Origin of the sequence: Niallia sp. Sow4_A1 (assembly GCF_052116745.1) — a bacterium.
Taxonomy (GTDB): domain Bacteria; phylum Bacillota; class Bacilli; order Bacillales; family Cytobacillaceae; genus Niallia; species Niallia hominis.
In genome coordinates this window covers 1-23,345 of the sequence record NZ_JBQKKM010000054.1, presented here as the reverse complement: position 1 = coordinate 23,345, position 23,345 = coordinate 1, and the positions used below count along the sequence as shown (strand labels likewise).

Below are 23,345 nucleotides of genomic sequence, written 5' to 3'. Positions count from 1 at the left end.
TCATCTCATGGACTTTTTCCATGAGATGTTTTTCTTTAGCTTTTTTTCCGAATTTGATAAAAAGAATAAAATAATATTCCAATAATTATTATTACATAAATAATGCTCATCCTCATTGGATAAATGACGATAATTCTTGCATGCTTTATAAAATCAATAAAAAAATAAGCAAAAATTCCGAGGAAAAAAATCTTCATTAATAAACCTTTATTCTTCATTTTTGCCCCCACATCTCTGTAAAGTTTTATCCATATACCATCTTATGAAGCATTAAGAATATTTAGTTATGAATTATTAAAAAGGATTTTAATTGTATAAAGAAAGAAACCATATAAAGAAACTGCATTTCCAATTTTACAAGTAAATAATTCATCTAATTTAATCTGCTTATTGAAAAAAGCACGGTAGAAAAAAGCCTGCCTTATCCTTTTTTTCAAGACAGACCGGAATAGTTAAACAATGAACATTTGTAGAATAACAGTCGCTCCACAAATAGGAACATCCTCTGTTTTTAGACAAATCATTCCCTTTTTCACTTCGTAATTTTCCTTTGGTTGCAAGACAGCATTAATAAATAAATTCATATAGGATACCTTCGATGGATCTAGAATTTTTTGATTTCCTAATTCCTTTACACCATCTTTCTCTGTAAAAATATTCGTTATTCCATCAGCGATAGCAAAATACTCTATAACCATCATTTTCTTAGGGATGTGCACATAAATCTCTGTAGAAGGAACGTCAGGAAGTATCAAATAAGGCTTAGGCAATCGTTGTTTTTTTTCCATTTCCCCCACCTTTTTTGCCATAATATTTATTTTATAAATAGAATGTCAGATGGTGCACATATTGTGATTAATTCCATTACGTCTAGTCGTTTTCGTTCTATTTTCATATCATAAAGTATAAATGGATTAAGGTGGTGATACTATGCCTTTGCAAATCATGAAGCTTGCCGTGAGTGCAGCGCTTGATATTGATACGGTTCCAACTGTTGATCGTTTTTTTAATATCGTTACCGAGCCAGTAACTGGAGCAGGAACACTTACAATTGCAGCAGATGATTTTATGACAGATACTGGTGCCGATGGCGCAACGTTACCAGAACTTACTGCTGATAACAGTTATTTAAATGTGTATGTAAATGGAGTACTCCAAATGGATGATCTTATTGCTTATACACCTGGAGGTACTGGTGTTGGACAATTAATTATTACCGTTCCTGCAGATTCTACCGTTATTGCTGATACTCCTGTTGTATTAGAAATTACCAACTTTGCACCAACCTCAGAAGCAACCATTACAACGTAAGAATACGACAGGCAGAAAAACTATCCATTTCTCTGCCTGTTTTTTTCTTGTACATAAAATATCTAACCTAATTTATAGCCACTACATACTTCTATCGAGCAATTTAATGAAGTTGTAGGTGCAAATGGTTAATAGAAAGCATATTACGATTCCATTAAAAAAAGGTAACCTATATTGAATTTCCTCTAATCATTTGGATTAATAATCGCCAAAATCTGATGATCTTTCCACTGTCCATTTATTTTCACATTACTTTTTGCTATTCCTTCTTTATGAAACCCCGCTTTCTCTAATACGCGAATCGATCCTATGTTATGTGGCATGACTCCTGCTTCTAGACGATGTAATTTCAGGGTGTTAAATGCATAATCAACTAACTGTTTCACTGCCATTGTCATATATCCTTGGCCATTTTGCTCTTTATCCAGTACATAGCCTACAATTGCGTTATGAGCAGGTTCTCTTCTTACCATATATAGATTGACACTTCCAATCAAAACATCCGTTTCCTTTAAAAATATCCCGAAATGATAATCAATATCCTTTTTCTCATTTTCTTTCCATGTTGTAATAAGCTCACGTTGGAATTCTAATGTATAAAATAGTTCTTTCCTTGCAATTGAATATTTTTCAAAAAACTTTCGATTCCTTACCTCTAATTGCCAAAGACTTTCTGCATCTTTTTCTTCAAATAACCTTATGTATATTTGTTCAGTCGTTTGTACCATTTAAACGCTCCTCTCTCTTCATAATTTTAACCCCCTTCCTTTATAAAAAACAACAGATTTTTCTGACAACAAGGGATATAAATTTTAGAAGCAAAACGGAGCTACAAGAAATTTTCTCATAGCTCCAACTTATCCTTATTTTGTAATATCAATGGTAAAGGCTTGATCAAAATAATACGTATTTGGACTAAAAATCGTATAGTCATCGTCCATAAGATTGCCATCCATCACTGCAATTGCATCAGAGTTTACAGTAGAAGGTACATTTTTTTCATAAATACGGTAGTAATCCTTCCCTTCTTTATCCCGAATAATAAATGGCATATACTCATACACTGGTACATCTGCATGATAAGAAAGATAGGTTTTACCATCTTTTTCTTCCACGTTTGTAATCGTAATATAATTCCCTTTACCAATTGGTAGATTTGTTTTGCCACTAGCATTAAATTTTGTAGAGTTCTCTGCAGTTATTTGTGGTTCTTTATGATATTCAAACGGTACAATGGTTAATGATTTCATTAATGGATTATTATTCTCATAATTACTTAATAATCTATCAGGACCATTATCATTCACATAAACAGATCCCCCTAAATTAGTTTTTGTTTCTCCACTATCATCTTTTATCACATAATCTAAGTTACTACTATTCTTTTCCTCTTGAAGTCCTTGTAAATATATTCGAATAGGTGTTATAACCAATTTTTCAACCTGCACATTATTTCCTAATTCCGGGATATTTTTGTTTAAGTCAATGACTTTACTGTTTTCCATTGCTTTTACCGTTTCTATTGGCAAGTCAAATTCCCAGTTCCCTTTTATTTTATTATTTTCACTTTCATTTTCTAAGCCTAAACCGAGCTCTTCCAGATTGAATTGTAAATGAAATGTTTTAGGTAAATTAAAAATATCTAGTTTATTTTCTTCAATAAACTTTTCTTCTGAATCTATTTCATGATTAAAATCAAACGAGCCATTATTTAATGGAAAAACCGTCACACCATTGTAAACTGTATTATTTTTATCTTCAAAATCACCATATTCATTTGATACCGATACAAAAGACTCTTTATCTCCTGCTACAATTTTTGCATTTTGCGGAAATAAGATTGGCTTATGTTTAAATGGGTCTTTCTGTTCTGCTTTATATGACACCAGTAGATAATACCCATCAAAAATGGTATTAGTAATCGTTAATTTAACTCCTTGACTTTCTTGTACTTCACTTGTTTGGAGAGACACTTTTTCATAGTCATTTCCTAATGAAAGAAATTTCTCTAAATAGGTAGGAATGCCAATATTTTGTGCTAATGATGGGTTCATTCGAAATGTTACCATGGATAAGACAAGAATTGCGGCCGCCGCTGTTGAAATAATCATTCGTTTTTTCTTACCATGCATTTTATGACTTGGTAAATTGGCTAGTGTTTCATTTATTTTGTTTTCTAGTTGCTCAGAAATCATATAATCATCTTTTACCATTTCTTTTACCTTTTTATCAAAGTGATCAGTCATTGTTATTCTCCTTCCTTCTCTTGTATATTAAGCTTTTTTTGAAGCTTTAATCTTGCTTTGGAAAGCCTTGAGCGAACGGTTCCTTCTGGAAGAGCCAGTACATTAGCAATTTCTTTTGTTGATAAATCTTCGTAGTAAAAAAGAATCGTAACAATTCTTAATTTTTCTCTTAAAGAATGAACTGCATGATACAAATCTACATTTGTATATGTATCTTCTGTAGTAGCTAGGTCATTAATGTTATTTTCCATTGGAACAACTTTTTTTTGACCTCTTAAAACTGTTGTACATTCATTAATTAGAATTCGTGTAATCCATGTTTTGAAATACTCTGACACCTTTAGTTTTCTAATATTCTCATATGCTTTTAAAATTGTAATTTGAATGACATCCTCTACGTCTGCTTCATTTTGCAATATTCCCTTGGCTACTCGATACAAACTTATTTTATTTTCTTGAATTAAATGCACAAATGCTTCTTTATCTCCTTGTTTTGCTAGTATTACTAAATTATTCATTTTCTCCACTTCAAAACTTTTCAATGCAATAATTTTCAACCTTTTCCCCTCCTTTCTAACTATTTGATAAGCTATCAGCTTAAAATGTTCCCTTTTTCGCAAAAAAATCTTACATTGCAATATGCAACATAAGATTTTTTGAAAGCTATGTACCTATTAGCAATTTTCCCATGATTATATGGAATGAAAGTTTTTTGCTTAATGCCTATTATTCCTGCTGAAAATTATTCCTTAATTACCGTTGAAATAGGAGTCTCTACAATTAATTCTTCATAATGCTCTGTATATTCGCCGCCGATGAGATGACGATGCCCGAACTATTGTGAAGTAGTTCGCTTGCCTCATCTGCCAAAACAGTTGGTTAAGGTTATATAGTGAAATTCTTTTATCCCCCGTTCTGTCAGTGCTAATGTATATCTAGGGCATATACATTTGCCAATTTGCTCTTTCTAAAATAAATAAAGATATTTTCCCACTGCGTGTAGAAACCAATTCTGCAAATTCCTTCACCAATCTACTCGTAAATGGAGGCCACCACCAAATAAGAAGAGATGTCTATCCATTATGATCTTCCCATATTCTTTGCACAGCCTGTAACTGTTGACCTTCAAAGGTTAGTTTATAAATATCAGGCATCTGTAAATTTCTCCAAAAATAAAAATCATATTCCTTAGAAAAGTATTTCATTATTAAGACCATGATATTTCCATGCGTACCAATAACAATGTTTTTATTTTCATATTGTTTTAGTAAATGAAAAAGTGCTCGTACTCCTCTTTTTTGGGCAATGATATTCGATTCCCCGCCGTCCCATGCAAAAGTTTCCTCTGTCCACACCTTTTCGATTGCCGTATTAAAATCACTCACTTCTCCTGATGCTAAGACACGTTCTTTTAATTCTTCGATGGCTTCAATCTCAACTTGAAAATATCCAGCAATACCCTCAACAGTCTGAATCGCTCTCTTATAAGGACTTGAGACAACAATATTGACTGACTCTTTTTCCATTCTCTTTGCTACTCTTTTAGCATCTGCAAGACCTTTCTTTGATAATGGCCTGCCTAATTCATCTGTGGAATACTCCGAGTGAGCATGTCTTACAAAATATACCGTTGTTAAAGAACCCACTTTTTTCCTTCTCTCTTTTACTAAATGTCTTTTATTATTGCATATACATTTGCATCATAAGTTCGACCATTTTGTACAAAATATGATTTGAGAATGCCCTCATGGTGAAATCCGAGCTTTTTAACAAGATTATTAGATGCAGCATTTTCTAAATAAACCAAAGCCCCTAAGCGGTTTAAATGAAGCTCTTCTAATGCATAGGAGACAACTCTTTCTACCGCTTCTGACGTGTATCCATTTCTCCAATAATCGGGATGTATTTCATATCCGATTTCAGCTCGTTTATGTGTGAGGACAAAATTATTTAAACCAAGCGTGCCAATTAGGCGCTTGCTTCCTTTCCTTTGAATTCCCCAACGAATTCCCTTATTATTTCGATAGCTATCTGAAAAGTGGCGGATTAATGTTACCGCTTGATCCATGTTTGAAAAAGCTTCTTGGCCATAATAGCGCATTACTTCTGGTTTAGAAAAGGAAGAAAATAAGTCTGCTGCATCTTCTTTTACTAGTTCTCTTAATATTAATCTTTCAGTCTCTAATGTTGGAAACATTTTAATCCCCTTTTCTCTGTTTATCCATCTAAAAAATTACCATTTTTTCCTATTATAATCAATTTCCGCTTATTATCCTAGGGTAATTAAAAGCTGTGTACTAATTTCCTACTATATCTAGAAAAAGGAAATGGCTAACAAAACGAAAGGCTGTGTTCGGAAAGCTTTTTGCTATGACCTCCGTTATCTTTAGTCTATAATTTACATATTGTAAAATACAAAGAGCTTTCATTATTAGTTAATTTTGCATAATAAACGGTAGAAATGCCCGTAAAGAAAATGATCTCATTCCTTATTATAATTCTTTAAAATAGATGCTCCATGGTATAATAATAGTCATATAGTGTCAAAAGGAGGAGTTACTTTGACAACGATCTTTTATAGCTTCCTGTCTGCCATTATCTTATTAGTAGTTCTTTCCCTATTATACTTTTGGTGGCGGACAGATAAATATGTAGAAAATCTCCAAGCAATTCGCAAGTCGTATTATGTATTATTCTTTCTTCTTATCTGCTTGGTTTTTTTTTCTAATCAGCTGCAAATAGTCGACTGGAAAACAATATTGTCTTTTGTTTGTGCTGCCGTCTTTCTTGATATTGCCGTTTTCCAAACTCCTGATATTCTGAAGATTTGGAACACTGAATTTCAGCACAGCAATTATATCCGAAAAACAATCCGCAAAAATGAGGAAGTTTTAGGGTATAATGCAAAAAAAGTTCAAAACTTTACAGAAGTTATTTCCAAAACAGCTGAACATTTTATAGATCGTAATCCTCCTCAGCATTGGAGGCAATATCGAGAAGAATTACGTACATATTTAAATCTTTATGCCGACACATTTCAATTTCATATCGCCATTTTTCCATTTGCGATTAGCACAAATGGAGAAGAATTAAAAGAAAATGTGAATATAGCTTTTAATAGTGTAGAAATTTGTTATAATATTAGCTTTCTAGATAACGAAAGTAGAACCAGCATTATTCAAGAGCTTCTCGAAGGAAAGAGTATTCCATTAAAGGGTCCAGGTACTGATTCAACAGTAGAGGAATTAACGAAAAATGTTTTTATCGTTGCATATTATGGGGAAAGTTACAATATGCTGATTGGTATCAGCTCTCATTTCGTAGAAGTTGACGGAATCGACGCTTCCCATATACTGAACCTCGCACAAATTTTCGATTGGTACATGGTTTAAGGCTCCATTTTACATATTCTGTAGTATAATAATATATAGATAAAGCATGAGCATTTCTAACAAACGAAAGTTTGCTAGTTTCCTTGCTTAATAGCTTGTGTCTTGTTCATTCAAACACTTTTCTTTAAGGAGGAATTGATATGGCAAGCAAAAAGAAAACGACAGCTGCTTCAAATCCTACTCCATTCAACAAACCAAATAAACAGTCGAAAAAGTCAATGAATCCGAATAGGAGAAAAATGACAGTAGCAGTATCAGAAACATTTGAAGATATTCATGACATGAATAAAAAAGCATTAAACTTACTAGCAAAACGTGCTTAATTAGTTATAGTCTCAAAAAAGGAGAAGAATTCTTTCCATCAAGAATTCTAACTCTTTTCCGAGACTCTTTTTTTACGTTTTAAAGGCTTGTATAAGAATATTGAAAAGATGGAAAACCTATAGATAAAAAGTAATCAAGAGGCTTATTTCTATGACAATAAAAAGAAAACAAAATCGCAATCCTAATCGTCGACATATGTGTGTACCATCTATGCATTTTTCTGCTTCTATTTACAATAAGAATGCAATAGAATTATTAGAATCCTTAGAAAAAAGAACGAAATTCAGTAACTGATTTTGATCTCAAAATAACTCGTTAACCGTTGATTCTCTATTTTATTTTAGGTTCCTTGTCGTTATAATAGGAATCCTGTTCTAAATACTTATCAATATAGGAATAAAACTTTTCCATCGTATCCTGTTCTTTTAGAATTTTTTGGAGTTTTAAAGGATCTTTAATAACCACTTTCTGCTTTTTTAAAAGCTGAATTAGCTCAGGAAAGAGACTTATATCTTCACTTTCCAAATATAAAATGGAATGGTCTTTTAAGTGGAGAATAATATTCAAATGCAAAGAGGATCCTAAAAGGTATAAGTAAACAGTTGGTACTCGTTGGACGTTAAACTCCACTGACATAATTTCTTTATATCGAACCGTTCGAATACTTTGTTTCTTCTTTTTTCTAAATAAACCACAGGGTGTAAAAAGAATTCCCAAATCACTAAAGCTTGTATAACATATTGGATAAAGCTTACTTGCATAATGTGGATATTTTTTGCCCAATACCTCTATAATGACTGGTAAGACTCTGTTCTTTCCATGGGATACAAACTCACTCCACTTCATTTTTAGCTCCCTCCTTACTTATTAACTGCTTTATTCAACTCCTTTTGCCATATACTCTCTGATAATCCGCTCTTTGTTTATTACTTTATGTCTATTCCATAGTAATGGAAAAATTGCCAAGTGATTTTTCTTACGGTCCAAGTATTGTATTTAATCTAGTATATTCATATTACATGAAATGGTCATAAATGATAATATTAATACCTATCAATTCGATATATGAACGCAATTTTCCTGTATTTTCTCTGAAAAAAATCAATTTTCTACAATCAATTTCGGTCTTTTAAGAAAAGTCATTCTTACTGCCAAATGGTGACATACAAGATAAATGCTTATGTCGTTGTATTATCAGAGGGAGCGGAAGGAAGACGGTAAAGTAATTGGCTCTCGGAGGAATTCATCTAAAACCTTCTGATGAATAATAATTTCTTACCTATTCAACAGGTTCCTTCCCATAGAAATAAAAACTAACCATTAACCGGAGGGTTCTATCCTCTTCCGCTAATGGTTAGTTGAAGCAATCGGATTAATACAGACAGATATCTCCTACTACTACTGAAGTTTAAAAGTGAGATACTAGTGAAAAAAAGCTAAGCGAACTGTCAGAAGGCTAGCCGTTTATCACTCCATCTTGTAGTATTTTTAACTCTTCTTCGATTAATCCTAAATCCAATCTTTCAAATAAAGGGGTGACATACAATATTTCGGATGGAAGTGTGTGTTGTAGCTTCCATTCTATTTTGTTAATACCAAGCATGTCTCTAATTCTCTGTGTAGAAAAAGGAACAAATGGTTCGAGAAGTTGGGCTAAATTTATAATAATATATGTACAATTAGCTAAAGTAATTTCTGCATCTTCCACCTTTCCCTTTATCTGTTCCCATGGTTTTTGCTTGTCAAAATAACGATTTCCATAACGAATGTAAGAAAAAATTTCTTCTAACGCTTTTTTTCCACTTCCCTTTTCAACCCATTCTCCTGACTTTTTATACACCTCTTCTGTAAACGCTATAATCCTTTTTGAAATCTGCTTTTCTGGAATCTTGCTATTCATCGCTTTCTGAATGAATTTTAATGTTCTATTTACAAAATTACCGTATGCTCCTAATAGTTCACTATTATGACTATAGATAAATTCCCGCCATGAGAAGTCTGTGTCTCTTGCTTCAGGAGCATTCATTGTTAAGAAATAACGAATGGAATCAGGATTATATTTTTGTAAAATATATGGAACCCATACAGCCCAATTTTGGCTGGTGGATAATTTCTTCTTTTCTAATGTTAAATACTCACTAGAAATGATATGTGTCGGTAAGGATTTTTTGCCCAGCCCAAGCAATATACTCGGCCAAATAACGGAGTGGAAGGGAATATTATCTTTTCCATGCACGTAATAAGAAATCGTCTCTTCCTTCCAATAATCTTCCACATTCATGCCTTCCTTTTTACATACTTCTATAGTAGCCGTTAAGTAGCCTGACACAGCTTCAATCCAAACATAAATTTTCTTCCCATCATAGCCTTCTAATGGAACATCAATTCCATTTGGTAAATCTCTTGTAACTGCTCTGTCAGGAAGTCCTTCCTCTAAGTAACGTTTTGTCAAAGAAAGAGCATTTTCACGCCAAAGCTGGTTTTCTTCAGCATGTTTTAAGTATGTCTCCATCTCTTGCTGAAACTTGCTAAAAGCAAAATAGAAATGCTCTGTTTTTTGAATGACTGGTGTTTCACCACAAATTTTACAGCGTTTGTCTTCTAACTCTAATGGATCTAATATACTAGAGCAGTAATCACATTGATCCCCTCTAGCTTTTTGTTTGCAGTGAGGACAAATGCCTTCTACTAAACGATCAGGTAAAAACTGGTTGTCTTTTTGACAATATGCCTGCTCAACTGTTTTTTTATATAAAAAATTATTCTTTAATAAAGTAAGAAATATCTCTTGAACTGATATGTGATGATGCCGTGCATCTGTTCTTGTATAAAAATCGAAAGTAAATCCTAACTGGGTAAAGCATTGATAAAATTCATTGTGGTAGCGATCGGCAATTTTCTCAACAGTTGTTTGCTCCTGTTGTGCTCGTATCGAGATTGGCGTTCCATTACAATCACTTCCTGAAACGTAAAGTACATTCTCTCCCTTTTGGCGAAAATATCGTGCCAAAATATCTCCTGGCAACAATGCCGCCACATGTCCTAAATGCAAGGATCCATTTGCATATGGCCAAGCTCCCCCGATAAATATTGTCATCATTTATTCCTCCTTCATTCATCTCTCCATTTTGTTTTGCTTATCTGAATTTCGATAACGCACACTCTTACTGCCTATAAAATCCTCCTATCATTTTAAAAACCATAAAAAAAACGCCCTAATCTAAAAAGATTAGGACGAGTTTACCCGTGGTACCACCTAGCTTTACAAATAATTTGCACTATTTGCCTCTAATCAGTACGTCTTTTTGAAAGAGATACTGCCGCTGTTGTAACGAGTGCCTGTCTCGTCGTAGTCTACTCACACATAGTTTTCGGTACGAAGCTCAAAGGTCATTTTCAATAAGGTTCATTTACTTCCTTTCCACCCTCGGAAGCTCTCTAAAAAAATTGCCTTATTTACTTTTCCTTATCTACGCCATCATTTTTATTAAGATTTATTGTAGATTTTTCTTCGTCAATTGTCAATATCTTTCGAAAAGTCCTTCAACTACAAAAGAAAACTTCCATTATCATAGGGGCCTTTATCCCCTCAGAAAAGCTTAGTGAACATTCGGAATCTGATCTTGCTCCCATATTCCTAAATAAGGGGTGAGAGTCGTATAAAAGTTTCTTAAAGGAAATACTAGTATTCTTCGAAACACTCAAATGATAGCGCCTACATAAACATGCAGGTCATTCGGAACTAGGATTGTTTCGTCCTTACTGTACTTTTCAAAAAGAAATTCTAGTTCACCAACAAATTCCTCGTAAAAAAAGTCATCTTCTTTTGGTGCATAGGAAGCAGACAGATTTCTGCCTATAAAATGTTCTTTATCCATTTTTAATGGATTGGAGACAGCATAATGCTCATAGCCATGCGTGAAAAATTGCTGTAAATCCAGGCGCTCAATATTAATTCCACCACTAACCCCCTGAAAATCAGGACAATATTTTTTCGATATTTTTGCCGTTTCCATATTTAAGCTACTCGTATGATCACGACTATTCCATATAAGCATGACAAGACCATTGTTCTTCAGAATTCGTTCGCACTCTTTTTTAAAGGCAATTGCATCAAACCAATGATATGCTTGAGCAACCGTAATTAAATCCACACTCTTATCAGCAAGCGCTGTTTTTTCAGCTGAACCGTTTACACATGTCACCTGTGTGAAATTTTCCATTCTTTCTTTTAGAATAGATCTCATATCGTCATTTGGCTCTATCGCTATAATATCTGTTCCAAAAGTAGCAACTAATTCTGTAAAAATCCCCGTACCAGCACCGATGTCAGCAATGACGAAATTATCTTTGGCACCAATATACTCTGTAAAAAGCTCAATAAAGAAACGTTTTGGATAACCTGGACGATAACGATCATATAATGTAGACTTCCCTGTAAATTTCGCTTCTGAATGCATATTATTCCCCCTATTCCACCCAATCTTTCCTTCTCCACCTATCTTTATCCTATAAGCACCATACTAAATAAATATTCCACAAAGAACATTACATTCCTTCTATATTTTTTTAAGAGAATGTCCCATAACTGTCTTTAAACAGTCAGGGACTAATTTCCAATTATCTTAAGCCTTTGCCACATAACTTGCAAGTGCTTTTTGCACGTCATATATGCTACTATCTTTTTTGAATTGTTTGGATATAGCTGGCAATTCTGCACCAGAAATCCAAATTTTTAATTCAGCATCTAAATCAAAGTGACCAGCAGTTTCGATACTAAACCGAGAGATGCTTTTATAAGGCACTGACAAATACTCGACTTTTTTACCAGTTAAACCTTGTTTATCAACGAGAATTAATCGTAAATCAGTAAATACAATTAAGTCTCGAATTAATTTATATGCAAGCTCTATCTGTTCATTTGATCCGATAATCTTATCTAATTCCTTTTCTAATTCTTTCACATCTGTTGAACTTGCATTTCCCATTAAACCATTTAAAAAACCCATAAAAATCTACCTCCATTTTTTAATGTATATACGAATTAACAGCTATAAAAGTTTCCTAATTTAACACTTTTCCATAAGATTGTAGTATTTATTGCGAAAAATACGAAACAACTTTATGTGATAAGCCATTGCTTTTTATTCTATTCTTATTTCCCTCCTTTTTTAATATACTTTGCAAAAAAAGTTCAAAATTGTTCTTGCATAACATTTACACCTGTAATAAAATTATTACATATGAAAAGTATAAATAACGGTGATCAATTACTCCTAGTACTTGAAGCATTGTCTAATCCGTATCGATTAAAAATTATTGCAATATTGCAAAAAGAACGAAAATACGTAAGTCTGTTAGCTCGAGAGCTTGGAATTAGTAGACCATTGTTATATTTACATCTTCAAAAATTAGAAAACGCAGAAATTGTTAAGGGACACCATGAAATTTCGAAAGATGGAAAAGCAATGAAATACTATGAATTGATTCCTTTTCATGTTCCTTTATCAGAAAAATTCATTACAGACTTGGCTAAAACCGTGTCGATAAAAAAAAGAAAGGAGTAGCATATTACATTTTAGGAGGTAACAAATGCAATTATTTAGTATGATCAATTTACTCATTTTTATTCTGCCTATAGTCTTGATCCTTGGGTTTCTATTCTATTTAGCTAGATATATGAAAAGAGCGGAAGCACGAGCAGATGAAAAGATTATTATAGAAAAAGAAAATATTGAAAATCAAAAAGAACAAATAAATGCTCTTAACAAAATCAAAGAAAGAATTGTCCACATTGAAAAAATCTTAGATGAGACAAATTAAAAGGAGAAATAATATGACTATAGCCATTATGGTTTTGCCAACTTTATTCCTTTATATTTTCATTCCTGTTTTACTTATATTTATCGTTGTTCGCTTTCTTAAACGGAAAGAGGCTAGAGCCATCGAAAGATTAAAGTTGGAAAGAAGCAGCCTATCTATTCATAAGCAGCAAATGACCATGATAAATGACCTAAATAACCATCTTAAATCCATTGAAAAAAAGCTAAAGGAAGTCGATTAATCAACTCCCTTTAGCTTTTTCCAATTATCACCATACATATCCATTCTCTTTCGTAAAAAAATAGTAATACTATCTGAAAGGAATGGAGATTTTTATGAAAAAACAAACGAATTTATTTATTCTTACGTTATCTGTCTTACATATACTTATTTTTACTATTCAACCAATACCTGCATCTGCGATTAAAACACCTAATGTGGTTATGACAAAACAATATAAAAATATCGAAAATCTCAAATATCCTACGCTAATAAGCGCACCAAATAACAAAGCTCAAAATCAAGTAAACAAAATTCTTTTACAGCATATCAAACATTCTTATAAGAGATATTTTAAATGGATGAAAGAAATGGAAAAAATGAAAACAGATCCAATTTGCAAAGAGTCACCATCTGTTTGTAAATTCGAATACATTACCAATTACAAGGTGAAATTCAACAGTAATAATAAACTTAGCATCATATTTAATGATTATCAATTTACTGGTGGTGCACATGGAAACACGGTTATTTCGTCATATAATTTTGATTTGAAATCAGGAAATCAATTGACATTAGATGACTTTCTCACATCAGAGCGAGAATATGAAAAGGTAACAAATTATGCATTAGCATATATGAAAAAACATCCTGAAATATTTTATTCAGATTCTACTGAATTTGCAGACTTTAAAGTAACAAATGAAACGAATTTCTTTTTATCTGACAAAGGAATAGTCCTAATATTCCAGCAATATGAAGTAGGTCCATACGTTTCTGGCAATCCATCCATATTGATTCCTACTTCCGTATTTCAATAATTTGAGTAGTAAAAATGGGAAGAACTTTGGTGGCCATTATTACTTTTACAGTATTGACCAACTCTCAGTTCCTCCCATTATTTCTATTTATTTTTTCTTTGTTTTTCTATTTCCGCTTTTAATCTGCCTTCTGGTGCAAAATCTGCCTCCCAATTCGGTGGCTTAATAATCTTGCCATCCCCTTCTCTGAAGCGTGGTTTGCCATCTTCAAATAATTTTCCCATATTCGCTTCTTGCACTATCTGAAAGAGAGGAAATGGCTCAACACCAGCAATGACAAAACTTCCTTGATTGAAATATTCAACATCTGTTAGTGCATCCATCTGTGCTACTAATTTATCATCGACTGGTTTCTTTTGGGTAAGTATTTTATCAGCAGCTTTATCTAATCCTTGTAAAAACTGTTTATATAATACTTGGAATTTCTGTTCATTTCCTTCAGCCGTAGCATATAGAAATTCAACTAATTCTTCTCCTGTCCAAACCGCTCGATTAACAGCTGTTTTTTCATCAATAGCAGTAGGTTCTTTTGCCACTTCATGTCCAAATGCTTCATGAAAATTTTTCACCATATGATACATCTTATTATTATCCATTACTACTCCTTTTCGAAATAAACGTAAATGTAATTAGAAAACTTCCATTAAATATGAATTTTCCCTTTAGTCCTCTCGCTGAAATTTATTATACTTCTCCTATTCTAATATGGAAGAGTTTAAAACACCTATCTTCCTCCATTTATGTAGTTATAGGCTTTTCCCGTTCGGTATGGACTAAAGACTATTGTAACATTTTGACTTTCTTTTTGTAGTACTTTCCTTTATTTTAGGAATAACGATGGAGTTAAAATAGGAAAAAAAGCCTTCCTAATCTTTCTTCTAATCTTTTATATAACACCACTGAAAGACTATTAAATCAAGCTTTTTCAAATAGTGTAAAATCATCAATTTACTACTGTTTAATAGCCTGTTATAATACTAGAGGGAAAGAGGTGTATAATCAATGGAGATATTCAGTATTCAAGAATTAGAAAAAGTAATACGTCATGTCGAAATTGAAGGACAAGGAGGAATTTTTCAAGAGGAAACTGGTAAGCAGCCAAAAGATTACCCGAAGGAATTCCTTGATCGTATCGTTAATTACATTACTGATATTCAACTAATAAAGAAAATCCAGAAATTAACGGATGATGAAGCATTACACTTATTTGTAAAATCTGTTTACGTAGTCTGTATTAAGGATTTACATAATTCGGACGATATTCAAGAAGAAGTTCTTGTACAAAAGGTTTTTTCTGATTATTTAAAAGAAACATCCATGGCATAATAGAAAATATAGCTAAATGATTTTGAAACATAACAAAGACTAGGATGCGTCTCACCCTAGTCTATTATTTTTGTTCATTTTGTTTTTTTGATTTTAAACGGTACATATTAAGATATATCATTTCTGTCGCATTTTTTTTGTATAAATTTTCATATTTTTTGTGTGCAGTTAAATTATCCTTCCAATTATGCATAAAGATTATCTTGTCTTTTAACTGGTGAAAAATGCTCATGATGTTCACACCTTTCTTAAGTTGATAATCTACTTATACCACATCCATTTCCCATTTAAACTTAAAATTACTCCGTATTTATATATAAATGTGTCTCTAATTTTTTTCATCAATTCCATCAGTTCCTACAAGCTGTTAGAAAGAAGTAGCACTTTAAAAATGAAGTTGTAAAATAAATCATTTCTTAATGCGAATAAATTTTTTCTTCTAACCGAATGAAATGATCCGAGTCTTTCGTGTAATTTCCTTTCAGGCTTGATAAAATCGCCGATTAAATTCAGCCCTTTTTACCAGTATTGTGTTAGGAGCTGAACGAATACACCACAATTTTCGACAAACTACTAGCCAATAGTTGTGCTTCGCTTCTAATTTGCGTAAAATAGGTAATTATTAATACATTTTATTTAAAGGACAGGAAGTTTATTATGACTAAATTTGGTTGGTTTTTATCGCTAATTGGTTTTTTCGCAATCTTAGGCAGTGTACTGTATCCACTTGATGTTATTAGCAAGCAAACAGTATTAATACTTCTTTTTGGAGGAGCTGGCACGATGTTTGTCGGTTCGATGATTAGAAATTTATCCTTGCTAAAAAAAATACCGAAATAAACACTATTCGGCAATTATAAGGAGTTTATTACAACATAATGAATTATGGTCAAAAAGGCTGTCTCCTTGATTAGAGGCAGCCATTTTCCGTAATGAAAGGAGGAAGAAAGATGGAAATAAGACAATTACATTACTTTGTAGAAGTAGTTAAGCAAAAAAATATGACAAAGGCATCAGAGAATCTTCATATATCACAGCCTGCACTTAGTAAAGCAATCAAAAGCCTAGAAGCAGAGATTGGCTTAACATTAATTCATCGGTCAAATAAAACACATGAGCTAACAGATGCGGGATCAGTCGTTTTTGAATATGGACAAAAAATCCTTGCACAAGTGGAAGAAATGTCATCCACACTCCATGATATGACCAATTTAACAAGAGGAAATATTAATATTGGGCTCCCGCCAATTATCGGAAGTTTATTTTTCCCGAAAATAATTGCCGCTTTTCATAAAGCATATCCTAACATCCAAATTAATATAAAGGAATACGGCGCTGCCAAAGTAGTTAAAAGTGTCGAAGAAGGCGAATTTGAAATGGGGGTTGCTGTGCTTCCTTTAGCGGATGAAGATTACCATGTGTTTCCACTTGTTAAGGAAGAATTAAAATTAATTGTCCCAGAATCGCACCGGTTTGCTAGTAGAAATAAAGTTCATATGAAGGAATTAAAAGAAGAAGAATTTATTTTCTACAGCGAAGAATTTGCTCTATATGAAATAATGAGGAAAAAATTCATTCAAGAAGGATTTGAACCAAATATTATTTTCAAAAGCTCCCAATGGGACTTTATGGTGGAAATTGTCGCTGCAAATCTAGGAATTTCCATACTACCGGAATCGATATGCAATCGAGCAAATAATAATCAAGTTCGGTTCATTGATTTAGAGCCTGTTACAAATTGGGAGCTCGTTATCATAACGAAAAAGGATCGCTATCTATCCGTTGCCAGCAGAAGATTTATCGACTTTGTCCTTGATAATGAATAATTATCCTTATATTCTTCAACTCTCTCGCTTTCGCTTTTCAATAACTTTTAGTTATATTAACTATAATAACTATGTATTTTACGAATAACGATTAGAAGCGTATGATATTCATATACCAAGGAGATGGAAGATATTATTCCATCAAATGAATAACAGAAGGTGAGCCCATTGAAGAATATATTGATAATCGCTGGTCAAATTTTATTCCTCCATGTTTTTCTTTTTATCGGCATGGGAATTAAATTGATCGTTTCTATACCAATTCCAGCTTCAATGATTGGATTAATTGTCCTTTTTATTGCATTAAAGCTTAAATTAGTGAAAATTGAATGGGTCGAAAAAGGCGCTGCTTGGCTGCTTGCAGAATTGTTGTTATTTTTTATTCCATCAGCTGTCGGCATTGTAAATTACAACGAAATTCTAAATGTTAAAGGAGTTGAAACAGTACTACTAATCGCGATAAGTACTTTTATCGTAATGGGGGCTACAGGTTTTACTGCTGAAAAAATTTATAATAGAAAGAGACGTTTTAGTAAATGAAAATTATCATAATCACCATTATAACCTATGTTCTTTATCGGATAGCTAAAGCCTGCTATAAAAAATGGAATATCCCATTATTTCATCCGTTGTTAATTACCCCCATATTGCTAATTGCGTTTATTAGTATCTTTCGTATTCCAGCAACGACTTATATGGAATCAGCACAACCATTAACACATTTATTAGGACCAGCAACAATTGCTTTCGCCGTTCCAATTTATAAAAACTTACATTTGTTAAAGAAATATTTTACGATTATTATGATTAGCGTTACAACAGGTACTTTGGTCGCGATTTTTTCTTCTTATTTATTATCCATTTTGATTCATTTAAACAATGACTTTATAATGAGTATCTTGCCGCGTTCCATCACTACACCTATTGCAATAGTCGTATCAGAGGAAATTGGTGGCCTGCCAACACTAACAACAATATTTGTGATTATCACAGGGGTTCTAGGAGGAATCATTGGGCCGTATACAATAAAATGGTTATCCCTTCACTCCCCGATAGCAAAAGGCTTAGCGCTTGGAATGGGAGCACATGGAGTCGGCACATCAAAAGCGATGGAATTTGGAGAACAAGAGGCAACCTTTTCTACACTTGCAATGATTTTAGCAGCGTGGATTACTGTTTTATGGGGAACTTCTTTGATCCCGTTAATGCTTAACTTTACTGCTTAAGAGTTCGCATGCACCAGTAACAGAATAAATAATGGCAGAAGAAATGTCTCTTTATTGGCATTTCTTCTTTTTTTTGCATTAAAAAATAGACAAAAAAAATAGGACTTCTCCAGATAAGATTAGACCATACAAGATTTCTCAATCGATTACTATCAATCGAATGAACAAATCTTGTGAGGTCAATCCTTTTGGAAAATTCCTCTTCTTTTTATTTCGAATAGATGCTATTATTATTAACTACTTGAAGTTCTCTAGTTGTTTTAACCATTTCACTTCCGCATATTGGGCACTTTGGTGTCTCACTGCTTTTAAAATTATCACGAATCCAGCACTTACAAGTTTCTGATGTACAATCCCAAACCATCACTTCTTCTTTAACAATTTCTTCATTATTTCTTCTTCCAAATCCCATTGCCAAATGAAGCACCTCCAGGAAGCTAATTTTTTGTTAAATGAACTATGTGATAAAGGTAGTTTGCGCATTCTATTTCATGCTTCTACCCACATCTCTTATTACTATATTCTTCACTTCACATAGAAAATTTAACGCCATAAAATAAAAAACACTTGTAAACAAGAGAAAACACAAGAAATAATCCCTAAACAAGTGCGTGAGAAATATAAATCTAAACTAAAAACTAATATTAAATATAACATAAATACTTATGAAAGTCAAACTTTTCATTATGCCATACTTCCTACCATTAATGCAAACATTATTTTAATAAAATGTCGAGTTATCTTTCTTTCCCAAATTCTGAAAGGATTTTGGATATTAAAAATTCTTTCAATTAGCTATTCCCTACTTAATATGATATTATTTTTGAGGTGACCAAATTATCAATTGTTTTATCGAAGAATTATTGGAGGTTTATTAAGTGAACATAAAAGAATATACCATTGAGGAAATAAAAGACCCAACTGGCATTCTTATCGGAAAACGTTACGAATTTTTCCTAACTGTTGAGTTCGATGAAGACGATGAATTAGCAGAAGAAGACCATCTGCAAATAAAAGTTCTTTTCTCAGTAGATGAGGGTGTCTCTCGCATTCTTAATTATCATTTTTATAATAGCTTAGAAAATAAATACTTAGATTATGGCTTAGAAGACGATGAACTGGAAGAAATAAAAACCTTTTGCAACATGCATTATTTGGAGGAAGAAATTTAAGGCAGAAAAGAGAAAAGAACGGAAGGAATGCACTCCTTCCGTTCTTTTCTCTTTTAGCTTAAACTTCAACAGTTTTTCCATCTTCTACAATATGATGCATTAAATGCGCCAGATAGTGGATAGGACCAAACTCTTCTTCATCCTCTTCCTCATCTTCTTCATATTGCAAATCATTTAAGTGCAATGCTACAAATTGATAGAAATCTTTTAGCTGAAAACTATAGCAAGCAGATGGATCCTCATTTTCTTCTTCATACTGAAGAACTAAATAAGATTCTTTTCCTGCCTCATCCACTGCATCAAAATAAATAAAAAAACCAATATTTGTATCTAATTCAAATAATTGTCTAGTACCTCCACTCGTAGCACGATTAAAATCGTCCTCACTTAGTTTTTGTACAACCATTTGATCGACTCCATCTTCTGCATGGAAACTCACCTTAAATTCTTTCATATTATGCACCTCTTTCTTTACTTTATTATTTTATACAATTACAGTGAAATTAGCAAAGAGTTGTCCTTTCTTATTACATAAGCTCTTTCCTTAAGTGAAACAAACGACCAGTGGCGTTCGTTTGTTTCACCCATCATTTCTTTCGAACAGTTGATTTCCCAGTGTTTCTTCTAAGACATTATCACAAAGCTTGCAGATGCGTGTCTTGCTCTCCATTACTCACTTTTATTGAACTTTTCTTTTCACAAGCAACCAGTAAAAAACTTGAAAAATAAAAAGAGCCCCATAAAAGGACTCTTTATTACGATTATAGTTTTGTTACATTTACAGCCTGTGGTCCTCGGCTACCTTCTTCTATATCAAAATTAACTTCTTGACCTTCATCTAAAGTTTTGAACCCTTCTGTTTGGATAGCAGAAAAATGTACAAATACATCCTCTCCACCTTCCACTTCGATAAATCCAAATCCCTTTTCAGAATTAAACCATTTTACTTTACCTGTTGCCATTTCTTATTGCCTCCTAGATTTAAATAACATGGATATTTATGAAATACCCTTCATTTAACTAGTATACCCAATTTTCCATATTTAAAACGCTGAAATTTAAACGTCCATCTATTGTCGGAAAAATAATGTATTCTAGATAAAAGAATAGGATTTATTTGCTTCTGTTACGGCTTCTAGGTCTTCTGCTATCACCTGAAGAGTTTGGGCGTTTTCTATCATATCCGCCACGTTCTCCGCCACGATCATTGCGACGTCTACGGTTACCGCCACCGCCACCAGAACGATTATCTTTCTTTCTTGAACGCAATGGCTCAACAGCTGTTAATTTAACTGGTGTAGCATCTGGTTCTTTTGTAAGTAGCTTCAATGCAGCAGCAAGTAATGTTACTGAATCTGTTTCTTCTAATAAACCTTCTGCAACACGCTTATATTCAGAATACTCATTTTCTTCCACAGTTTTAGTAATTTTATTAATGGTAGCTTGTTGGTTACCAGCTAACACATCTGTAAGGGAAGGGATTGGTTTTTTAGACATTGATTTCTTCGTTACATTTTCAATAATACGTAAATGATCAAGCTCTCTAGGAGTAACAAACGTTATAGCAAGACCTTTTTTACCAGCACGTCCTGTTCTACCAATACGGTGAACATAGCTTTCTGGATCTTGTGGAATATCAAAGTTATAAACATGAGATACACCGCTAATGTCTAATCCTCTTGCTGCAACATCTGTTGCAACCATTATATCAATGCTTTGTTCCTTAAAGCGACGGATCACTTGGTCACGTTTCCCTTGTGGAATATCGCCGTGAATACCTTCTGCAGAATAACCACGTTTGATTAATCCTTCCACTACTTCATCAACACGTCTTTTTGTACGACCAAAAACAATTGCAAGCTCAGGTGATTGAATATCAAGTAAGCTACATAGAACATCAAATTTTTGACGCTCTTGCACTTCCATATAATGTTGTTCGATGTTTGTTACTGTCATTTCTTTTGCTTTCACTCTTACGATTTCAGGCTCTACCATGAATCTTTCTGCAAGGCTTTGAATTCTTTTTGGCATTGTCGCAGAAAACAATAGTGTTTGACGAGAATCTGGAGTTTCACTTAAGATTCTTTCGATATCTTCAATAAATCCCATATTTAACATTTCATCTGCTTCGTCTAGTACAATCATTTTTAAATCTTGTAAACGAATTGTTTTACGCTCTATATGATCAATTAATCGACCAGGTGTAGCTGCAATAATTTCTGGTTTCTTTTTTAATCCGCGAATTTGGCGATTTATATCTTGGCCACCGTAAATTGGTAATGTGCGGATTCCTTTTACAGAACCGATACGATTTAATTCTTCTGCTACTTGGACTGCTAATTCTCTTGTTGGAGCAATAACTAACCCTTGAACTGCCTTGCCAACTTCAATTTTTTCAAGTAAAGGCACACCAAATGCTGTTGTTTTACCTGTACCTGTTTGAGCTTGTCCAATCATATCTTTACCAGATAATGCAATTGGAATAGCCTGTGCCTGAATAGGTGTTGGCTCTTCGAATCCCATGTTTGATAATGCTTTTTCTAAACTGCTGCTTAATTTAAAATCTGAAAAAGTTGTCAATACTTTTTCCTCCTTGTAATTGTACTCCGTTGATTGATATTCCTTAGAATATAGGGCCATAAATGTCGTAGGATAGGATCTTTATCATTTTAAATGAATGGATTCCACTAATTTTAGCGCATGATTACTCTTTAATATAAACCTTAAAACACCGCCCTATTATAAGGGACATTATTGTTTAGAAAATACCAACCTAGAGTGTATTGTTTTATTTTGTTATAAATATATACTCTCCATTTTATTTCACTTTTTTTCATTTTCCAAAACATTAAGGTAAATAGGATCAATTAAAAGCCTTTATACCATACTTTAGTGGGAAATTATGTGGTTTTTTAACGGATGAATATAATGAAGTTGATGGAGATTTTTTATATAAATGCTAAGTTAATGTAATAAGACAGTGAGTAAATCACATTATGCTTTCATTCTAAAATGATTTTTTCAAAGCGTTTATATGAAATAATCTTTGTTATAGAAGTTCTTGTAAACATCATTAAAAAAGGTGATGCATTTTGAAAGGCATCACCTTTTTTTAATTTTTTATTAAGCTTTAGTTACGTTAGAAGCTTGAGGTCCACGGTTACCTTCAACGATTTCGAAAGTTACGTCTTGGCCTTCTTCTAAAGTTTTGAAACCTTCTGTTTGAATAGCAGAGAAGTGAACAAATACGTCTTGCCCTTCAGAAGACTCGATGAAACCAAAACCTTTTTCTGCGTTAAACCATTTTACTTTACCTGTGTTCATTGTAAAACCTCCAAAAATGTGTTACACACTAAGCACCTAATATAACTTTTAGGAATCGATACCTCATTCAACATGAAAAAGCCGTAGCTGGAATGATGTAGAAGAAAATCGCCTACATACATTGCAGCTACGACCACCTTATCCATAAAACATATACCGAACTTAATTGCGTTACACTTATAATATAATCTTATTGGCTTTTTGTCAATAACGTTTTCAAAACTGATTGAGTCAAGTTTTTGTGGGAGTTTTTTTAGCTCCCTTTTTATAAAATAAAACTTTTAATTTTGTATCCGCTTTCTAAATATTTTCTTTCATCAAAATTTCGTTTTTTT

Annotated in this window: 31 protein-coding genes and 1 other annotated feature; of the genes, 14 read left to right on the top strand and 17 right to left on the bottom strand. The window is 32.9% G+C overall.

Annotation, left to right across the window (positions count from 1 at the left end; genetic code table 11):
- Positions 1-35: 35 nt before the first annotated feature.
- Together ACTQ5K_RS21655 and ACTQ5K_RS21650 are read right to left on the bottom strand one after the other, a co-directional pair.
- On the bottom strand, positions 36-218 hold the full coding sequence (locus ACTQ5K_RS21655) for a hypothetical protein (RefSeq protein ID WP_031535883.1): 183 nt from the start codon (positions 216-218) through the stop codon (positions 36-38).
- 234 nt (positions 219-452) lie between these two features.
- Positions 453-788, bottom strand: coding sequence for a DUF4183 domain-containing protein (locus ACTQ5K_RS21650; protein ID WP_031535885.1), 336 nt, complete (start codon positions 786-788; stop codon positions 453-455).
- A gap of 142 nt (positions 789-930) precedes the next feature.
- Here ACTQ5K_RS21650 and ACTQ5K_RS21645 point away from each other — a divergent pair, with 142 nt between their 5' ends.
- Complete coding sequence (locus tag ACTQ5K_RS21645) at positions 931-1,311, top strand: DUF4183 domain-containing protein (RefSeq protein ID WP_031535887.1); 381 nt, start codon at positions 931-933, stop codon at positions 1,309-1,311.
- Between the two features lie 185 nt (positions 1,312-1,496).
- On the opposite strand, the gene ACTQ5K_RS21640 is transcribed toward ACTQ5K_RS21645, so the two are convergent.
- From ACTQ5K_RS21640 to ACTQ5K_RS21620, 5 genes are all read right to left on the bottom strand, one after another.
- Positions 1,497-2,039: a GNAT family N-acetyltransferase gene (locus tag ACTQ5K_RS21640; protein ID WP_031535889.1), complete on the bottom strand. Its 543-nt coding sequence runs from the start codon at positions 2,037-2,039 to the stop codon at positions 1,497-1,499.
- Positions 2,040-2,174: 135 nt separating this feature from the next.
- The gene (locus ACTQ5K_RS21635; RefSeq protein WP_031535891.1) at positions 2,175-3,557 is read right to left on the bottom strand and encodes a DUF4179 domain-containing protein; all 1,383 of its coding nucleotides are present in this window, start codon (positions 3,555-3,557) and stop codon (positions 2,175-2,177) included.
- A 2-nt stretch (positions 3,558-3,559) separates the two neighbouring features.
- Positions 3,560-4,114 carry a sigma-70 family RNA polymerase sigma factor gene (locus ACTQ5K_RS21630; RefSeq protein WP_031535892.1) on the bottom strand — a complete coding sequence of 185 codons (555 nt, stop codon included), beginning with the start codon at positions 4,112-4,114 and terminating at the stop codon, positions 3,560-3,562.
- A gap of 516 nt (positions 4,115-4,630) precedes the next feature.
- Positions 4,631-5,203, bottom strand: coding sequence for a histidine phosphatase family protein (locus ACTQ5K_RS21625; RefSeq protein WP_031535895.1), 573 nt, complete (start codon positions 5,201-5,203; stop codon positions 4,631-4,633).
- Positions 5,204-5,223: 20 nt separating this feature from the next.
- On the bottom strand, positions 5,224-5,754 hold the full coding sequence (locus tag ACTQ5K_RS21620; protein WP_031535896.1) for a GNAT family N-acetyltransferase: 531 nt from the start codon (positions 5,752-5,754) through the stop codon (positions 5,224-5,226).
- A gap of 364 nt (positions 5,755-6,118) precedes the next feature.
- On the opposite strand from ACTQ5K_RS21620, the gene ACTQ5K_RS21615 reads away from it, so the two are divergent.
- The 3 genes from ACTQ5K_RS21615 to ACTQ5K_RS21605 all read left to right on the top strand — a co-directional run bounded on the left by ACTQ5K_RS21615 (position 6,119) and on the right by ACTQ5K_RS21605 (position 7,567).
- Positions 6,119-6,949 (top strand): type II toxin-antitoxin system SpoIISA family toxin, encoded by an 831-nt coding sequence (locus ACTQ5K_RS21615; protein ID WP_031535898.1) that lies wholly within the window; start codon positions 6,119-6,121, stop codon positions 6,947-6,949.
- Positions 6,950-7,089: 140 nt separating this feature from the next.
- A complete protein-coding gene (locus tag ACTQ5K_RS21610; RefSeq protein ID WP_031535900.1) occupies positions 7,090-7,272 on the top strand; it encodes a hypothetical protein in 183 nt (60 codons plus the stop codon).
- Positions 7,273-7,423: 151 nt separating this feature from the next.
- Positions 7,424-7,567: a hypothetical protein gene (locus ACTQ5K_RS21605; RefSeq protein ID WP_204375778.1), complete on the top strand. Its 144-nt coding sequence runs from the start codon at positions 7,424-7,426 to the stop codon at positions 7,565-7,567.
- A 36-nt stretch (positions 7,568-7,603) separates the two neighbouring features.
- On the opposite strand, the gene ACTQ5K_RS21600 is transcribed toward ACTQ5K_RS21605, so the two are convergent.
- The 4 genes from ACTQ5K_RS21600 to ACTQ5K_RS21585 form a co-directional block, all read right to left on the bottom strand.
- Positions 7,604-8,119, bottom strand: a complete 516-nt coding sequence (locus ACTQ5K_RS21600) for a hypothetical protein (RefSeq protein ID WP_048718878.1) — start codon at positions 8,117-8,119, stop codon at positions 7,604-7,606.
- A gap of 610 nt (positions 8,120-8,729) precedes the next feature.
- Positions 8,730-10,370: a methionine--tRNA ligase gene (metG, locus tag ACTQ5K_RS21595; RefSeq protein WP_031535904.1), complete on the bottom strand. Its 1,641-nt coding sequence runs from the start codon at positions 10,368-10,370 to the stop codon at positions 8,730-8,732.
- Between the two features lie 130 nt (positions 10,371-10,500).
- Positions 10,501-10,755 (bottom strand) — a binding site (T-box leader).
- 219 nt (positions 10,756-10,974) lie between these two features.
- Positions 10,975-11,733: a class I SAM-dependent methyltransferase gene (locus tag ACTQ5K_RS21590; protein ID WP_251629441.1), complete on the bottom strand. Its 759-nt coding sequence runs from the start codon at positions 11,731-11,733 to the stop codon at positions 10,975-10,977.
- A 165-nt stretch (positions 11,734-11,898) separates the two neighbouring features.
- On the bottom strand, positions 11,899-12,282 hold the full coding sequence (locus ACTQ5K_RS21585; RefSeq protein ID WP_031535909.1) for a PH domain-containing protein: 384 nt from the start codon (positions 12,280-12,282) through the stop codon (positions 11,899-11,901).
- 234 nt (positions 12,283-12,516) lie between these two features.
- On the opposite strand from ACTQ5K_RS21585, the gene ACTQ5K_RS21580 reads away from it, so the two are divergent.
- The 4 genes from ACTQ5K_RS21580 to ACTQ5K_RS21565 all read left to right on the top strand — a co-directional run bounded on the left by ACTQ5K_RS21580 (position 12,517) and on the right by ACTQ5K_RS21565 (position 14,136).
- On the top strand, positions 12,517-12,840 hold the full coding sequence (locus ACTQ5K_RS21580; RefSeq protein ID WP_031535911.1) for an ArsR/SmtB family transcription factor: 324 nt from the start codon (positions 12,517-12,519) through the stop codon (positions 12,838-12,840).
- A 25-nt stretch (positions 12,841-12,865) separates the two neighbouring features.
- The gene (locus tag ACTQ5K_RS21575; RefSeq protein WP_031535913.1) at positions 12,866-13,096 is read left to right on the top strand and encodes a hypothetical protein; all 231 of its coding nucleotides are present in this window, start codon (positions 12,866-12,868) and stop codon (positions 13,094-13,096) included.
- A gap of 13 nt (positions 13,097-13,109) precedes the next feature.
- Positions 13,110-13,337, top strand: coding sequence for a hypothetical protein (locus ACTQ5K_RS21570; protein WP_031535915.1), 228 nt, complete (start codon positions 13,110-13,112; stop codon positions 13,335-13,337).
- A gap of 94 nt (positions 13,338-13,431) precedes the next feature.
- On the top strand, positions 13,432-14,136 hold the full coding sequence (locus tag ACTQ5K_RS21565; RefSeq protein WP_031535917.1) for a DUF3298 and DUF4163 domain-containing protein: 705 nt from the start codon (positions 13,432-13,434) through the stop codon (positions 14,134-14,136).
- Between the two features lie 83 nt (positions 14,137-14,219).
- Here ACTQ5K_RS21565 and ACTQ5K_RS21560 read toward each other — a convergent pair whose 3' ends face one another.
- Complete coding sequence (locus ACTQ5K_RS21560; protein WP_031535919.1) at positions 14,220-14,732, bottom strand: haloacid dehalogenase; 513 nt, start codon at positions 14,730-14,732, stop codon at positions 14,220-14,222.
- 406 nt (positions 14,733-15,138) lie between these two features.
- On the opposite strand from ACTQ5K_RS21560, the gene ACTQ5K_RS21555 reads away from it, so the two are divergent.
- The 5 genes from ACTQ5K_RS21555 (at position 15,139) to ACTQ5K_RS21535 (ending at position 18,514) form a co-directional block, all read left to right on the top strand.
- A complete protein-coding gene (locus tag ACTQ5K_RS21555; RefSeq protein ID WP_031535921.1) occupies positions 15,139-15,462 on the top strand; it encodes a hypothetical protein in 324 nt (107 codons plus the stop codon).
- A 657-nt stretch (positions 15,463-16,119) separates the two neighbouring features.
- A complete protein-coding gene (locus ACTQ5K_RS21550; RefSeq protein WP_031535923.1) occupies positions 16,120-16,302 on the top strand; it encodes a hypothetical protein in 183 nt (60 codons plus the stop codon).
- Between the two features lie 110 nt (positions 16,303-16,412).
- The gene (locus ACTQ5K_RS21545) at positions 16,413-17,288 is read left to right on the top strand and encodes a LysR family transcriptional regulator (protein WP_031535924.1); all 876 of its coding nucleotides are present in this window, start codon (positions 16,413-16,415) and stop codon (positions 17,286-17,288) included.
- Positions 17,289-17,456: 168 nt separating this feature from the next.
- Positions 17,457-17,828 (top strand): CidA/LrgA family protein, encoded by a 372-nt coding sequence (locus tag ACTQ5K_RS21540; protein WP_031535925.1) that lies wholly within the window; start codon positions 17,457-17,459, stop codon positions 17,826-17,828.
- Positions 17,825-18,514: an LrgB family protein gene (locus tag ACTQ5K_RS21535; protein ID WP_031535926.1), complete on the top strand. Its 690-nt coding sequence runs from the start codon at positions 17,825-17,827 to the stop codon at positions 18,512-18,514. Before ACTQ5K_RS21540 ends, ACTQ5K_RS21535 begins: the two co-directional genes overlap by 4 nt.
- 208 nt (positions 18,515-18,722) lie before the next feature.
- Here ACTQ5K_RS21535 and ACTQ5K_RS21530 read toward each other — a convergent pair whose 3' ends face one another.
- Positions 18,723-18,926: a cold-shock protein gene (locus ACTQ5K_RS21530; protein ID WP_031535927.1), complete on the bottom strand. Its 204-nt coding sequence runs from the start codon at positions 18,924-18,926 to the stop codon at positions 18,723-18,725.
- A gap of 466 nt (positions 18,927-19,392) precedes the next feature.
- On the opposite strand from ACTQ5K_RS21530, the gene ACTQ5K_RS21525 reads away from it, so the two are divergent.
- Positions 19,393-19,686 carry a DUF6509 family protein gene (locus tag ACTQ5K_RS21525; RefSeq protein WP_031535928.1) on the top strand — a complete coding sequence of 98 codons (294 nt, stop codon included), beginning with the start codon at positions 19,393-19,395 and terminating at the stop codon, positions 19,684-19,686.
- Positions 19,687-19,744: 58 nt separating this feature from the next.
- On the opposite strand, the gene ACTQ5K_RS21520 is transcribed toward ACTQ5K_RS21525, so the two are convergent.
- The 4 genes from ACTQ5K_RS21520 to ACTQ5K_RS21505 form a co-directional block, all read right to left on the bottom strand.
- A complete protein-coding gene (locus ACTQ5K_RS21520) occupies positions 19,745-20,140 on the bottom strand; it encodes a hypothetical protein (RefSeq protein WP_031535930.1) in 396 nt (131 codons plus the stop codon).
- 307 nt (positions 20,141-20,447) lie between these two features.
- Positions 20,448-20,648: a cold-shock protein gene (locus ACTQ5K_RS21515; protein WP_031535932.1), complete on the bottom strand. Its 201-nt coding sequence runs from the start codon at positions 20,646-20,648 to the stop codon at positions 20,448-20,450.
- A 151-nt stretch (positions 20,649-20,799) separates the two neighbouring features.
- Positions 20,800-22,266, bottom strand: coding sequence for a DEAD/DEAH box helicase (locus ACTQ5K_RS21510; RefSeq protein WP_031535934.1), 1,467 nt, complete (start codon positions 22,264-22,266; stop codon positions 20,800-20,802).
- A 543-nt stretch (positions 22,267-22,809) separates the two neighbouring features.
- Positions 22,810-23,010 (bottom strand): cold-shock protein, encoded by a 201-nt coding sequence (locus ACTQ5K_RS21505; RefSeq protein ID WP_016203922.1) that lies wholly within the window; start codon positions 23,008-23,010, stop codon positions 22,810-22,812.
- Positions 23,011-23,345 lie beyond the last annotated feature (335 nt).

Bases quoted from the DNA above. Each gene is read 5' to 3' on its own strand.
- ACTQ5K_RS21545 (WP_031535924.1), top strand. From the start codon at position 16,413: ATGGAAATAAGACAATTACATTACTTTGTAGAAGTAGTTAAGCAAAAA.
- ACTQ5K_RS21530 (WP_031535927.1), bottom strand. From the start codon at position 18,926: ATGGGATTTGGAAGAAGAAATAATGAAGAAATTGTTAAAGAAGAAGTG.
- ACTQ5K_RS21580 (WP_031535911.1), top strand. From the start codon at position 12,517: ATGAAAAGTATAAATAACGGTGATCAATTACTCCTAGTACTTGAAGCA.
- ACTQ5K_RS21605 (WP_204375778.1), top strand. From the start codon at position 7,424: ATGACAATAAAAAGAAAACAAAATCGCAATCCTAATCGTCGACATATG.
- ACTQ5K_RS21505 (WP_016203922.1), bottom strand. From the start codon at position 23,010: ATGAACACAGGTAAAGTAAAATGGTTTAACGCAGAAAAAGGTTTTGGT.
- ACTQ5K_RS21645 (WP_031535887.1), top strand. From the start codon at position 931: ATGCCTTTGCAAATCATGAAGCTTGCCGTGAGTGCAGCGCTTGATATT.
- metG (WP_031535904.1), bottom strand. From the start codon at position 10,370: ATGACAATATTTATCGGGGGAGCTTGGCCATATGCAAATGGATCCTTG.
- ACTQ5K_RS21600 (WP_048718878.1), bottom strand. From the start codon at position 8,119: ATGAAGTGGAGTGAGTTTGTATCCCATGGAAAGAACAGAGTCTTACCA.
- ACTQ5K_RS21570 (WP_031535915.1), top strand. From the start codon at position 13,110: ATGACTATAGCCATTATGGTTTTGCCAACTTTATTCCTTTATATTTTC.
- ACTQ5K_RS21555 (WP_031535921.1), top strand. From the start codon at position 15,139: ATGGAGATATTCAGTATTCAAGAATTAGAAAAAGTAATACGTCATGTC.
- ACTQ5K_RS21565 (WP_031535917.1), top strand. From the start codon at position 13,432: ATGAAAAAACAAACGAATTTATTTATTCTTACGTTATCTGTCTTACAT.
- ACTQ5K_RS21520 (WP_031535930.1), bottom strand. From the start codon at position 20,140: ATGAAAGAATTTAAGGTGAGTTTCCATGCAGAAGATGGAGTCGATCAA.
- ACTQ5K_RS21585 (WP_031535909.1), bottom strand. From the start codon at position 12,282: ATGGGTTTTTTAAATGGTTTAATGGGAAATGCAAGTTCAACAGATGTG.
- ACTQ5K_RS21620 (WP_031535896.1), bottom strand. From the start codon at position 5,754: ATGTTTCCAACATTAGAGACTGAAAGATTAATATTAAGAGAACTAGTA.
- ACTQ5K_RS21575 (WP_031535913.1), top strand. From the start codon at position 12,866: ATGCAATTATTTAGTATGATCAATTTACTCATTTTTATTCTGCCTATA.
- ACTQ5K_RS21550 (WP_031535923.1), top strand. From the start codon at position 16,120: ATGACTAAATTTGGTTGGTTTTTATCGCTAATTGGTTTTTTCGCAATC.
- ACTQ5K_RS21560 (WP_031535919.1), bottom strand. From the start codon at position 14,732: ATGGATAATAATAAGATGTATCATATGGTGAAAAATTTTCATGAAGCA.
- ACTQ5K_RS21655 (WP_031535883.1), bottom strand. From the start codon at position 218: ATGAAGAATAAAGGTTTATTAATGAAGATTTTTTTCCTCGGAATTTTT.
- ACTQ5K_RS21640 (WP_031535889.1), bottom strand. From the start codon at position 2,039: ATGGTACAAACGACTGAACAAATATACATAAGGTTATTTGAAGAAAAA.
- ACTQ5K_RS21635 (WP_031535891.1), bottom strand. From the start codon at position 3,557: ATGACTGATCACTTTGATAAAAAGGTAAAAGAAATGGTAAAAGATGAT.
- ACTQ5K_RS21650 (WP_031535885.1), bottom strand. From the start codon at position 788: ATGGAAAAAAAACAACGATTGCCTAAGCCTTATTTGATACTTCCTGAC.
- ACTQ5K_RS21535 (WP_031535926.1), top strand. From the start codon at position 17,825: ATGAAAATTATCATAATCACCATTATAACCTATGTTCTTTATCGGATA.
- ACTQ5K_RS21610 (WP_031535900.1), top strand. From the start codon at position 7,090: ATGGCAAGCAAAAAGAAAACGACAGCTGCTTCAAATCCTACTCCATTC.
- ACTQ5K_RS21590 (WP_251629441.1), bottom strand. From the start codon at position 11,733: ATGCATTCAGAAGCGAAATTTACAGGGAAGTCTACATTATATGATCGT.
- ACTQ5K_RS21515 (WP_031535932.1), bottom strand. From the start codon at position 20,648: ATGGCAACAGGTAAAGTAAAATGGTTTAATTCTGAAAAGGGATTTGGA.